The sequence below is a fragment of the Streptococcus australis ATCC 700641 genome (assembly GCF_000186465.1).
Classification (GTDB): Bacteria; Bacillota; Bacilli; order Lactobacillales; family Streptococcaceae; genus Streptococcus; species Streptococcus australis.
In genome coordinates this window covers 136,059-146,915 of the sequence record NZ_GL636091.1, presented here as the reverse complement: position 1 = coordinate 146,915, position 10,857 = coordinate 136,059, and the positions used below count along the sequence as shown (strand labels likewise).

Genomic DNA, 10,857 nt, shown 5'->3' with positions numbered 1-10,857 from the left:
ACTGACCCCAAAAAGTTAGACAATTAGTTTATCCAAAGGATTTAGTTCTGTATTGCACAGGACTGAGTCCTTTTAGTTTTATCTTAATTCGTTTGATGTTGTAATAATCAATATAGTCTACAATAGCTTGTTCCAATTGCTCAAGTGAGTGAATGGTCTTCTCATAACGATAAAACATCTCAGACTTAAGAATGCCAAAGAAGGACTCCATCATGCCATTATCTGGGCTGTTTCCTTTACGTGACATAGATGCTGGATTCCTTTATCCTCTTTATTTAATCTAATAGGTCCTTATTTTCAATTAAGAGTTCAAGTGGGGATTTCTCTCTTGCTACAATAAAACCGGGTTCATATTGGGTATGAAATGTTCTTTTCTGAGAAGTTGGATCAATATACAATTCATCTCCATCTTCTGTGTATAGTTGGTTGCCTCTTGTTAGGTAAAGTAAATCCTCTAAGTACTGTCCATCAGTTTGTAGAAAATGTTCGATGTATTTGACAGCCTTTAAGATCTCACTTACTTTATCAGAGTATTCATTCGATTCAAGAACACTCTTTTCTAATTCAATCTCCTTACTCGTTCCAAAAAGTTGAGTTGGAGTTGCATTAAAATATTCTGCTATCTTATCTAAATTTGCAAAGGTAGGATAGCTTTTTTGTTTTTCGTAATCAGAGATGTATGGAAAGATTGCTCATAAAAAAATGTGGGGCAAATGATGGGGCAAATCAGTTATAGACAAGCAAAAAAGCCTTTTAAATCAAGGCTTTTTCCTGTTGATTTAGATGCCCCCTACATGGATTTGTAAGAACTTTTCATATTGAAAATAAACAAAAATGTTGAAATATAGCTGATTTTAGGGAAATACTTTTAGGTATTTTCAATGTCAGGATTTAAAAATGGGGCAAAAGCGGGGCAAAAACGAATGACTCGTATTTTGTTTGAAAACCTATAATACCTAATGATTATGCTATTCTAGATATATAGTTTTGTTATAAATAAATGTCAGTGCGAGATCAAATTGGAGAATAAAATGGAAAAACAAATTTCTACGTAGAATGGAATGCGAAAAAGTGATAATTAAAGAGACGAAAAAGCTGAGAATATGATTTCCCAGCTTTTTTGAATGCGATAGAAATAGCAACTAGACTATTTACGAAAGGCCTCAATAATGTAGGTGAAGCCAGTAACTAAAAATGAAAAGGCAATGACATAAACGACAAAGACACCTGTAGCCACTGGATTGAACAGAATCACTAGACCTAGTAAAAATTCAAGCAAGGCTACCCACATGATATTGCTACCAATAATAGGGAAAATCAATCTTAGACGATTGCCTTTAAAGAAAGCAATAATGGCTTCTACAATTAACCAAATTCCTACAATGGTCGGAATGACGACCGGCAGGGTCACAAAGCCATAAGCAACGAGGTAAAGAGCTAAGAGAAGACTAACAAATCCTTGGAAAAGATAAACAGGTGAGCGAAGCTCTTTTGGTGCAGAGAAATAGCCTAAAATAGCTGCTATAGAAGAAACCAGTAAACCAAATGAAATCCACCAGCTGTAAGCAACAAGATTAGCTACTGGGTTTGTAAATAGGAAAAGTCCTAAAAAGGACAAAAACAACTCCTGCAAGGAATAGCAGTAAACGATTAGAAAATTTCATTTCAATACCCCCTATATAGTATAGTTTGCTAATAAAACTATTATACTTATTTTTATAGAAAATGTCAATAAAATAAATAAACAATTTGGAAGTTTCAGTCTGACTTACAAAAAGAAAAGGAGTTTTCACTCCTTTTCACAGATTGAAGACAAAGTCCTTATAAAAGTGTCTTCTAAAGATTTTAACTTCAATCTGAAGCGAGGTTATCCTCGCTTTTTCTATTTATCAAACAATTCCTTATTTTCAATTAAGAGTTCTAGTGGAGATTTATCCCTTGCTACAATAAAACCAGGTTCATATTGGTTATGAAGTGTTCTTTTCTGAGAAGTTGGATCAATATACAACTCATCTCCATCTTCTGTGTATAGTTGGTTGCCTCTTGTTAGGTAAAGTAAATCCTCTAAGTACTGTCCATCAGTTTCTAGAAAATCTTCGATGTATTTGACAGCTTTTAAAATCTCACTTACTTTATCAGAGTATTCATTAGATTCAAGAACACTCTTTTCTAACTCAATCTCTTTACTAGTTCCAAAGAGTTGGGTTGGAGTTGCATTAAAATATTCTGCTATCTTATCCAAATTTGCAAAGGTAGGATAGCTTTTTTGTTTTTCGTAATCAGAGATGGACTGTTTACCGATTCCTAAATCTTCAGCTAGTTGAGTTTGGCTTACTCCTTTTTCTATGCGTAGTCGTGCCAAATTGGGTCCAAAATTTTGAATAATAAAGGTCATGGGAAACTCCTATTTTTATTTTTAACTTATTTTATCACCTATAAACTTACAAATCAAGTTTTTAGTTGACTAATTAAAATATTTTTTATAAAATATATTTATAACTTATAAATAAGTTATAAATAATACAAAATAGCTCGTAAGTTTAGGATTGGTGAGTGGGGAGGAAGTTGAGGACAAGACGATGACTTATGACTATTCGAAGCCTTGGAGCTAGAAATTGTGTGGACAAGGACAAGGGACGAGCCTGACGGGAAGTCAGGCGAAGTCCTGCAGACTGCCGTCCAGACAATTTCTAGCCAAGCAAAAGCTGGCTATTCTAACAGCCAGCAAAAAGGTACACTTAGGGCAACGCCCAAAGAACGACGGAACGAGCAAACGTTGATTTGACGGTGTTTCTGAGGCCTAAAAAATCTAAAAGAAGGGGGGACAATTTTGTTGGTTTCTATACAAGATTTAAGAAGCATTCAAGAACGATGTGATGTAGGAGAATTAGTACAGAGGTTAGATGTCAGTATTGATAGATTAACGGTTATCTGGGATACAGACACTGGTTCCCTAAGACGAATTTTCAAAAATCTGAAACAGGCAATAAGTACAAGAGTTGACTCATTTGAAATACATGATAACTTATGGACCTATGAAATTCGTAACGAAGGAAAAACTGTTGCTCATAATAGCGGTTTTAAAACAAAAAAACTTGCAGAGTCAGAAGCTGAACCGATTCTGCAAGAACTTCGTTTAGGAAAAAGAATTTCTAGAGATATTTCTCTTGTCGATCTATATCAAGAATGGCTTGAACTAAAAATTCTACCGAGTAGTAGGTCGGAAGAGACAAAGAAAAAATATCTTCTCCGTAAAAACACAATTGAAAGATTATTTGGAAATAAAAAAGTCACTCAAATTCGTGCGAGTGAATACCAAAGAATTATGAATAAGTATGGACAAACAGTTGGTAGAAATTTTCTTGGTAGATTGAATACTGGGATTCATCAGAGCATCCAAATGGCAATTGCCGACAAAGTTCTAATAGATGATTTTACACAACATGTCGAGTTATTTTCATCCAAAGAACAACAGATGACAGAAGAGAAATATTTACATACAGAAAAGGACTATCTGGATTTACTTTTAGCAGTAAAGAGAAAATTTGATTACCAACGCTCAATTGTTCCTTATATCGTCTATTTTCTATTAAAAACAGGCATGAGGTTTGGAGAGTTAATAGCGTTAACTTAGAATGAAGTTGACTTTGACAGAGGACTGCTAAAAACATATAGGAGGTTTAATACCCTTTCTCATAAATTTGTCCCTCCAAAAAACAAAACGTCTATTCGGATGGTACCGATAGACGAAGAATGTATTAAGATATTACAAGTCCTAAAAATTGAACAAGAGAAGGCTAATAAAGAGCTGGGAATCAAGAATAGGTATAAAATGATTTTTCAGCATTATGGATATATTCACTTGGTACCAGACATTGCAAGTGTCAATAAAGCTTTGAGTGTTCTTTTAAATGAATTAGATATTTATCCAATTATCACGACAAAAGGAGCACGTCATACCTATGGAAGCTACCTCTGGCACAAAGGATTTGACCTTGGAGTTATTGCAAAAATTCTAGGGCATAAAGATATTTCAATGTTAGTAGAAGTATATGGACACACTTTAGAAGAGAAAATTTTTGAAGAATTTAATCAAATTAGAGATGTCTGGAAAGATTGCTCATAAAAAAATGTGGGGCAAATGATGGGGCAAATGCTCTTAAGACAAGCAAAAAAGCCTTGGTTATCAAGGCTTTTACTGTTGAAGTTTGATGCCCCCTGCAGGGCTCGAACCTGCGACCCATAGATTAAGAGTCTACTGCTCTACCAACTGAGCTAAGGAGGCAAAAAAAAGCTGTATTGGTGCCGAAACTTCACGGTTTGTATTGAACCCGCGCAATTAAGCAGGTGGGCAACTTGCTCTAACTGAAGCTGCTTCCGCGTGATACGGCCTGCATGCTGTTAGAAGTCCTTTGTTTCCCTAATAATACAAAAAATAGTCGGTCAACACTTAAGTGTGAAGTCGTACACCACAGCGTTTCTATATGTATATGATACCATATTTCAAAAAAATTTCAAGGGAAAATCTCAATTTTTTGGAACCGATATCACCTTTTCTTGAGTTGATCAATCTTCTCTTTTGTCGCCCCTAGGGCTCGCTCGTATTTGCCATTTTCATTGGGAGTGAAATAAGAGGTGCCCTTCAGCTTGTCTGGCAGGTAGTCCTGTTGGACCCAATTACCAGGATAATTGTGGGGGTATTTGTAGTCTTGGGCATTTCCCAAGGTCTTGCTTCCGGCATAGTGGCCATCCCGTAAATGGCGAGGGATGGGAAGATTGCCCGACTTACGGAGGTCAGCCAAAGCCTTGTCCATGGCGACGTAGGCTGAGTTGGACTTGGGTGAAAGGGCCAGGTCGATGACGATGTTGGCGATGAGGATGCGGGCTTCGGGGAATCCGATGCGCTCCGCTGCCTGAAGGGCTGTCACCGTATGGATCTGCGCTTCTGGATTAGCTAGGCCGATATCTTCGTAGGCAATGACCGTCAAGCGACGGGCTAAGCTGGGGAGATCTCCCGCTTCAATCAAGCGTGCGGCGTAGTGGAGGCTGGCATCGACATCCGAACCACGGATAGACTTTTGCAGGGCAGAGAGCACATCATAGTGGCCGTCTCCATCTTTGTCCATGGTGATGTAGCTACGCTGGAGACTGTTCTCCATGATCTCGAGACTGATGTGGCGAACGCCATCCTCCCCTTCCTTGGTAGAGAGGACGGCTAAATCGAGAGAGTTATAGGCAGAACGCAGGTCTCCATTGGTCGAAGTGGCGATGAAATCCAAGGCATCCTCGTCAAGGGTAACAGGAAAGTCAAAGCCCCGCTCAGAGTCGCTCAGCGCCAACTGGATCGCCTCTTTGACCTGCTCATTGGTCAAGGGTTCCAACTCAAAAATCTGTACCCGACTGCGAATGGCAGGCGTCACGGAGAAGAAAGGATTCTCAGTCGTTGCGCCGATCATGATGACCAGACCGCTCTCGAGCAAAGGCAGGAGAAAATCTTGTTTGGTTTTATCGAGGCGATGGATCTCATCCAAAAGCAGGACTAAGCCACCTGAAAACTTGGCTTCCTCTGCGATCTCTTGCAGGCGTTTTTTGCTGTCGACGGTTGCATTGAAGGTCCGAAAGGCATACTTGGTTGTGCCTGCGATAGCAGAAGCAATACTGGTCTTGCCAATCCCTGGTGGGCCAAAGAGAATCATGGACGAGAGACGATTGGCCTCCACCATGCGGCGGATGATTTTTCCCTCCCCGACCAGGTGTTCTTGTCCGATGACCTGGTCGATGGTTTTGGGGCGCATGCGCAGGGCGAGATTGTCCGGCATAAGGGTCTCCTTTCTAGCTTTGTCTCCTTTAAAAGAGGCAGTTTTTATGGTAAGATTGTAGTAACTATTGTATCATATTCCGCTCTAAGAGTGGGAAATTAGAAAGAGGACATGATGTCTAAATATGGATTTTTGGATGTTTTAGAAGAGGAAATGGAAAAGGTCTTTCCCTTTGACTTTGAGATCAATTGGGATAAGAAGAATCATGCAGTAGAAGTGGCTTTTCTCTTAGAAGTACAAAACACAGGAGGGGTTGCCTTGGTCGATGAGTCGGGGGAAGAGTCTGACGAGGATATCTTCTTTGAAGAAGCTGTTATCTTCTACAATCCAGCCAAGTCTCATATGGAGGAAGATGCCTATTTAACAGCGATTCCTTATGAACCGAAAAAAGGCTTGTCTCGGGAGTTTCTAGCTTATTTTGCGACCTTCCTCAAAGATACAGCCGAGCTGGCCTTGGATGACCTCATGGATTTCTTAGCAGACGAAGAAGCAGAGAGCTTTGAGATCGTCTGGAACCAAGAAGTCTTTGAAGAAGGAAAAGTCGGCCTGGAAGAAAGCACCTTTTACCCTTATCCGAGATATTAGGAATAGTGGGAGAGTTTATGAAAAAAATTGGGACCTACCTGGTTTACGGCCTGTCCTTTCTTCTCTTGATGGGTGCTTTTGTCTTGGGGACGATCGCCTTTACGGATTTAGGCTTTCAACTGGTTTTTGTACCGGGCTATCTCTTCACTTTCGGTAGCATGTATCTCATTTTCATTCTTCATGAACTGGGGCATGCTTTCTGTGGCTATCTGACGGGTTATCGCCTCGTCGCTTTAGGCTTGGGAAGTTTCCTCCTGACTAAAAAAGCAGGAAAGTTTCGTCTTAGTCGCACGGCAATTCTGAAAAATGTCGGTGCCCAGTATATTGGACTAAAAGAGGATGAAAGTGACCAACGAATGGTCTTGATGCTTTCAGGTGGGATATTGGTTCATTTGACCTTACTCATCTTATCCATCCTCTTTGGAGTTCTGACACAGAGTTGGTATTTTGCAGGCACTTGGATTTGTCTCAATCTCTCCTTCATTTTGGCCAATGTTCTCCCCCTTGGGATTACAGATGGAGCCAAAATGTTAGAATTGATGCGCCATCCTGAAAATGTAACCTATGCTTATCTAGGACTGCGCCATTCTGCTCAGACCCTGCTAGCGCCAGAAGACTACGACCTAAAAGACTTTGTTGGGCCTGTCCCTGAGGAGGCGCGAGGAGGCTTTGTGGAGGGTGCCTTAGCCCTTCAGGGAGAAGTCTTAGAGGGCGATCGAGAGGCGGCTAAGGAGCACTTTCAGGCTTTACTGAAGAGGACAGATAATCCGATGATTCAAACGGCCTCCCAGTTGTCCCTACTGCATATCGCCTTGTTGGAAGGTGATCATGAGAAAGCAGAGGAATACGCGACCATTCGACGAGTCAAGTCTTTTTTGTCGATGAAATTGACCAATATACAGGCGGTCCAAGCCTGGTATCAATTTAAGGTCAAGAAGGATTTGTCCCAGACACACAAGGCGGTCAAGCTTGCCAGACAGAAGATGGATGTGAGCCTCATGCTGCGGGATGAGAAAGCTTATTACCAGCAGTGGTTAGATGAGTTGGAACAAGCCATACAGGAAGAAGAGACTCAGGTGAGCTGAGAAATAGGAAAGGGAGCTGTCCGATGCTTCAGAAATTTAAGCGGTTATTTAGTAAAAAATCCCAAAAATCTCAAGAACGTGAGTCGATCCTTCCCCGCAATCGCTTTGCGGATTTAGATTTTGAGCGAGTATTGAAGTCAGGAACTCGTTGTTGTGTTGATGAAGATGGGCACTATGTTGAGGATGGTAAAATCACATTATTTGAATTTTCTATAGACTTTGCAGAATTTGAGTTCATAGGTGATTTCAAAATTGAGGAGGAAGATCAGTTTAAGCAACTATTAGCTCGTTTGAATAGTTTTGACAATGCCATTCAGTCCTATTTGGAAAGTGAGATGCAACAACCCATCCCTCAGTATGCCAAGGATCTCGGCTATACTCAGAAGAGATGGGAAAGGACATTTTACTTCCATCCTTGGATATTAAATGGTGAGGAAAATCCGCCTAATCTTCGATATGTTGCAGATTATGTAAATGATGAGTTTACCGTTTATTTTGCTAAAAAACATGGTAGATGGCAGGCGTACTGGGATGCAGAGTGCCAAAAAGTAATCGAAGAAAGCTAGCTAGGGGTTTTCTATAGAGTAGTAGTTATGATAAGAAAAGGTCATCATCATGGAATTATTGGATAAACACTTGAATTTTACGGGTTGTAAGATTGCTTTGATTTGTGATGGGCGAATTTTGACCATCTTACGCGATGACAAACCAACCATTCCTTGGCCTAATCTGTGGGACTTGCCAGGTGGTGGTCGTGAAGGGGACGAGAGTCCTTTCGAGTGTGCAGCGCGTGAAGTCTATGAAGAATTGACTATCCAACTGTCGAAAGATGACATGATTTGGTCTTGGATCTACCCCAGCATGTTAGATGAGAACAAAAACTCCGTCTTTTTAGTTGGGAAATTGACACAGGAACAGTTTGACAGTATTGTCTTTGGAGACGAGGGACAGGGCTATAAGTTAGTGAGACTTGAAGAGTTTTTGGCGTCAGATCGGGTCGTTCCCCAATTACAAGAACGAGTGAGAGATTATGTGGAGAAAAGTTTATGATAACACTTGAGAAAGCAGGAGCAGAGGATTTAGAAACCATTATTGCCATTCAAAGAGCCAGTTTTAAGGCAGTCTATGACAAATACAAAGATGAATATGATCCCTATCTAGAAGATCGCGAGCGAATTAAATGGAAATTAGTTGAGCGACCCTATAGCTATTACTACTTTGTGAAAGAAAACGAAGAGAAGATTGGTTTTTTACGAATTCATACCAATGAAGAGTTAACGGAAGCTTGGTTGGGGACCGCAGCGATTCTGCCTCCGTATCAGGGAAAAGGGTATGGATCTGAAGGATTACGCTTGCTAGAAGAGGAATTTTCAACCGTTAGACAATGGGATTTGTGTACGGTGTTACAGGATGCAGGCATGGTCGCCTTCTACGAGAAGAATGGCTACCATCAAACCCATATCGAGCCTGAAAAAGAAGGCATGGATATGGTCTACATGAAAAAATTGATAGAGAAATAGAAAGGATGGTTCGGTTAAATTTCTAAACTGAACCCGCCCTAAACACTGTGCCAAAAAGATAAACTTCTCTTAGACACAAACGTCTTCAGAGAGTTTCCTATTTTGGCTTTGTGTTTTACGGGCTTGGTATCTTAATGATGGAAACATGGCAAGAGTTAAAAGTTACAGTTAAGCGTGAAGGAGAGGAGTTGGTTTCTAATCTCTTGATTGAGTTAGGTGCCCAAGGGGTAGCAATTGAAGATAGCATGGACTATGTTGGAAATGTGGACCGCTTCGGTGAGATTTTCCCTGAGGTCGAGCAACAAGAAGAAATCGTGGTCACGGCCTACTATCCGGATACGGTTGATGTAGCAGTGGTTGAGGCTGACTTGCAGGCTCGCTTAGCAGAATTGACCGACTTTATGGATCTGGGAGAGGTCAAGATGGGGACGTCTGCCTTGGCTGAGGAAGACTGGGCCGACAACTGGAAGAAATACTATGAACCTGCTCGCATTACCCATGATTTGACCATTGTGCCGTCATGGACGGATTATGAGGCAACAGCGGGAGAAAAGATTATCAAGCTGGATCCTGGTATGGCCTTTGGGACAGGGACCCATCCAACAACCAAGATGAGCCTTTTTGCCTTGGAACAGGTCCTTCGTGGTGGCGAAACAGTGCTGGATGTGGGGACAGGTTCAGGGGTTCTTTCCATTGCTAGCTCACTTCTAGGTGCCAAGGAAATCTTCGCCTATGACTTGGATGATGTGGCAGTTCGGGTCGCTCAGGAAAATATTGAGCTCAACCCTGGCATGGAAAATATCCATGTAGCCCCAGGTGATTTGCTTAAGGGGGTGGAGATTGAGGCAGATATCATCGTGGCCAACATCTTGGCAGATATTCTCATCCATCTGACAGACGATGCTTATCGTTTGGTCAAGGATGAAGGTTACCTCATCATGAGTGGCATTATCAAGGACAAGTGGGACATGGTCCGTGAGTCAGCAGAAGCAGCTGGATTTTTCCTTGAAACCCACATGATCCAAGGGGAATGGAATGCCTGTGTCTTCAAGAAGACCAAGGATGTCTCCGGTGTGATTGGAGGCTAGCATGCAGCAGTATTTTGTAAAAGGTTTGGCTAGCTCACCTGTCACTATCGAGGACAAGGAAACTAGCAAGCACATGTTTCAGGTCATGCGCTTGAAAGAAGATGATGAGGTGACTTTAGTTTTTGATGATGGGATCAAGCGCTTGGCGCGCGTGGTCAATGTAGAAGCCCGTCAGTTGGAGATAATCGAGGAATTGACTGACAATGTGGAACTGCCGATCCACGTGGCCATCGCATCAGGCTTTCCCAAGGGAGACAAGCTGGAGTTCATCACTCAAAAAGTGACGGAGCTTGGTGCTAGCCAAATTTGGGCCTTTCCTGCAGACTGGTCAGTCGCCAAATGGGACGGCAAGAAATTGGGCAAAAAGGTCGAGAAACTAGAAAAAATCGCCCTTGGAGCAGCAGAGCAAAGCAAGCGTAACTTCGTTCCAAGTATTACCCTTTTTGAGAAAAAAGCAGACTTTCTAGCCCAACTCGACCAGTTTGACCGTATCGTGGTGGCCTATGAAGAGTCGGCCAAAGAAGGCGAAAGCGCTGCTCTTGTACAAGCTGTAAGTGGTCTTGAAAAAGGGAGCAAGGTTCTCTTTATCTTTGGTCCAGAAGGAGGTCTCTCACCTGCTGAAATTGAAAGTTTTGAAGCTAAAGGAGCAGCCCTTGCAGGCCTTGGCCCTCGGATTCTCCGTGCAGAAACTGCCCCACTCTATGCTCTCAGCGCAGTGAGTGTTGTCACAGAATTAATGAAAAACGCGTGAAGGTAATCT

At 41.6% G+C, this 10,857-nt stretch carries 13 protein-coding genes, 1 tRNA gene, 1 other RNA gene and 2 pseudogenes; 10 read left to right on the top strand and 7 right to left on the bottom strand.

The window, feature by feature from the left end; all coding sequences use genetic code 11:
- Nucleotides 1–28 precede the first annotated feature (28 nt).
- From HMPREF9421_RS00715 to HMPREF9421_RS00705, 4 genes and pseudogenes are all read right to left on the bottom strand, one after another.
- A pseudogene (locus HMPREF9421_RS00715) lies at nt 29–253 on the bottom strand (IS3 family transposase); the annotation flags it as partial.
- 22 nt (nt 254–275) lie between these two features.
- Nucleotides 276–689, bottom strand: coding sequence for a helix-turn-helix domain-containing protein (locus tag HMPREF9421_RS10515; RefSeq protein ID WP_081469346.1), 414 nt, complete (start codon nt 687–689; stop codon nt 276–278).
- Nucleotides 690–1,147: 458 nt separating this feature from the next.
- Nucleotides 1,148–1,664, bottom strand: a pseudogene (locus HMPREF9421_RS00710) (HdeD family acid-resistance protein).
- A 218-nt stretch (nt 1,665–1,882) separates the two neighbouring features.
- Complete coding sequence (locus tag HMPREF9421_RS00705) at nt 1,883–2,395, bottom strand: helix-turn-helix domain-containing protein (RefSeq protein ID WP_002919839.1); 513 nt, start codon at nt 2,393–2,395, stop codon at nt 1,883–1,885.
- A gap of 207 nt (nt 2,396–2,602) precedes the next feature.
- Between HMPREF9421_RS00705 and HMPREF9421_RS11125 the strand changes: the two genes are divergently transcribed.
- From HMPREF9421_RS11125 to HMPREF9421_RS11115, 3 genes are all read left to right on the top strand, one after another.
- The gene (locus tag HMPREF9421_RS11125) at nt 2,603–2,785 is read left to right on the top strand and encodes a hypothetical protein (RefSeq protein WP_003009863.1); all 183 of its coding nucleotides are present in this window, start codon (nt 2,603–2,605) and stop codon (nt 2,783–2,785) included.
- Between the two features lie 45 nt (nt 2,786–2,830).
- Nucleotides 2,831–3,634: a hypothetical protein gene (locus HMPREF9421_RS11120; protein WP_006596966.1), complete on the top strand. Its 804-nt coding sequence runs from the start codon at nt 2,831–2,833 to the stop codon at nt 3,632–3,634.
- A gap of 99 nt (nt 3,635–3,733) precedes the next feature.
- Nucleotides 3,734–4,126 (top strand): tyrosine-type recombinase/integrase, encoded by a 393-nt coding sequence (locus tag HMPREF9421_RS11115; RefSeq protein WP_006595085.1) that lies wholly within the window; start codon nt 3,734–3,736, stop codon nt 4,124–4,126.
- Nucleotides 4,127–4,212: 86 nt separating this feature from the next.
- Here the strand turns inward: HMPREF9421_RS11115 and HMPREF9421_RS00685 are convergent.
- The 3 genes from HMPREF9421_RS00685 to HMPREF9421_RS00680 all read right to left on the bottom strand — a co-directional run bounded on the left by HMPREF9421_RS00685 (nt 4,213) and on the right by HMPREF9421_RS00680 (nt 5,819).
- Nucleotides 4,213–4,285: transfer RNA gene (locus HMPREF9421_RS00685), tRNA-Lys, on the bottom strand.
- Nucleotides 4,286–4,287: 2 nt separating this feature from the next.
- A non-coding RNA gene (gene ssrS / locus HMPREF9421_RS11170) (6S RNA) lies at nt 4,288–4,481 on the bottom strand.
- A 66-nt stretch (nt 4,482–4,547) separates the two neighbouring features.
- Nucleotides 4,548–5,819 carry a replication-associated recombination protein A gene (locus HMPREF9421_RS00680; protein ID WP_006595084.1) on the bottom strand — a complete coding sequence of 424 codons (1,272 nt, stop codon included), beginning with the start codon at nt 5,817–5,819 and terminating at the stop codon, nt 4,548–4,550.
- Between the two features lie 114 nt (nt 5,820–5,933).
- Between HMPREF9421_RS00680 and HMPREF9421_RS00675 the strand changes: the two genes are divergently transcribed.
- From HMPREF9421_RS00675 to HMPREF9421_RS00645, 7 genes are all read left to right on the top strand, one after another.
- Nucleotides 5,934–6,404 (top strand): DUF3013 family protein, encoded by a 471-nt coding sequence (locus tag HMPREF9421_RS00675; protein WP_006596958.1) that lies wholly within the window; start codon nt 5,934–5,936, stop codon nt 6,402–6,404.
- 17 nt (nt 6,405–6,421) lie between these two features.
- The gene (locus HMPREF9421_RS00670) at nt 6,422–7,489 is read left to right on the top strand and encodes a site-2 protease family protein (RefSeq protein WP_006595082.1); all 1,068 of its coding nucleotides are present in this window, start codon (nt 6,422–6,424) and stop codon (nt 7,487–7,489) included.
- 23 nt (nt 7,490–7,512) lie between these two features.
- Nucleotides 7,513–8,055: a hypothetical protein gene (locus HMPREF9421_RS00665; protein ID WP_006595081.1), complete on the top strand. Its 543-nt coding sequence runs from the start codon at nt 7,513–7,515 to the stop codon at nt 8,053–8,055.
- Nucleotides 8,056–8,104: 49 nt separating this feature from the next.
- Nucleotides 8,105–8,539: an NUDIX hydrolase gene (locus tag HMPREF9421_RS00660; RefSeq protein ID WP_006595080.1), complete on the top strand. Its 435-nt coding sequence runs from the start codon at nt 8,105–8,107 to the stop codon at nt 8,537–8,539.
- A complete protein-coding gene (locus HMPREF9421_RS00655; protein WP_006595079.1) occupies nt 8,536–9,009 on the top strand; it encodes a GNAT family N-acetyltransferase in 474 nt (157 codons plus the stop codon). The genes HMPREF9421_RS00660 and HMPREF9421_RS00655 overlap by 4 nt, the downstream gene beginning before the upstream one ends.
- 137 nt (nt 9,010–9,146) lie before the next feature.
- A complete protein-coding gene (gene prmA / locus HMPREF9421_RS00650) occupies nt 9,147–10,097 on the top strand; it encodes a 50S ribosomal protein L11 methyltransferase (RefSeq protein ID WP_111674426.1) in 951 nt (316 codons plus the stop codon).
- 1 nt (nt 10,098) lies between these two features.
- Nucleotides 10,099–10,848: a 16S rRNA (uracil(1498)-N(3))-methyltransferase gene (locus HMPREF9421_RS00645; protein ID WP_006595077.1), complete on the top strand. Its 750-nt coding sequence runs from the start codon at nt 10,099–10,101 to the stop codon at nt 10,846–10,848.
- Nucleotides 10,849–10,857: the final 9 nt, after the last annotated feature.

Coding starts and splice junctions, on each gene's coding strand:
- HMPREF9421_RS00675 (WP_006596958.1), top strand. CDS start 5,934: ATGTCTAAATATGGATTTTTGGATGTTTTAGAAGAGGAAATGGAAAAG.
- HMPREF9421_RS00705 (WP_002919839.1), bottom strand. CDS start 2,395: ATGACCTTTATTATTCAAAATTTTGGACCCAATTTGGCACGACTACGC.
- HMPREF9421_RS00660 (WP_006595080.1), top strand. CDS start 8,105: ATGGAATTATTGGATAAACACTTGAATTTTACGGGTTGTAAGATTGCT.
- HMPREF9421_RS00670 (WP_006595082.1), top strand. CDS start 6,422: ATGAAAAAAATTGGGACCTACCTGGTTTACGGCCTGTCCTTTCTTCTC.
- HMPREF9421_RS00680 (WP_006595084.1), bottom strand. CDS start 5,819: ATGCCGGACAATCTCGCCCTGCGCATGCGCCCCAAAACCATCGACCAG.
- HMPREF9421_RS11115 (WP_006595085.1), top strand. CDS start 3,734: ATGGTACCGATAGACGAAGAATGTATTAAGATATTACAAGTCCTAAAA.
- prmA (WP_111674426.1), top strand. CDS start 9,147: ATGGAAACATGGCAAGAGTTAAAAGTTACAGTTAAGCGTGAAGGAGAG.
- HMPREF9421_RS00665 (WP_006595081.1), top strand. CDS start 7,513: ATGCTTCAGAAATTTAAGCGGTTATTTAGTAAAAAATCCCAAAAATCT.
- HMPREF9421_RS00655 (WP_006595079.1), top strand. CDS start 8,536: ATGATAACACTTGAGAAAGCAGGAGCAGAGGATTTAGAAACCATTATT.
- HMPREF9421_RS00645 (WP_006595077.1), top strand. CDS start 10,099: ATGCAGCAGTATTTTGTAAAAGGTTTGGCTAGCTCACCTGTCACTATC.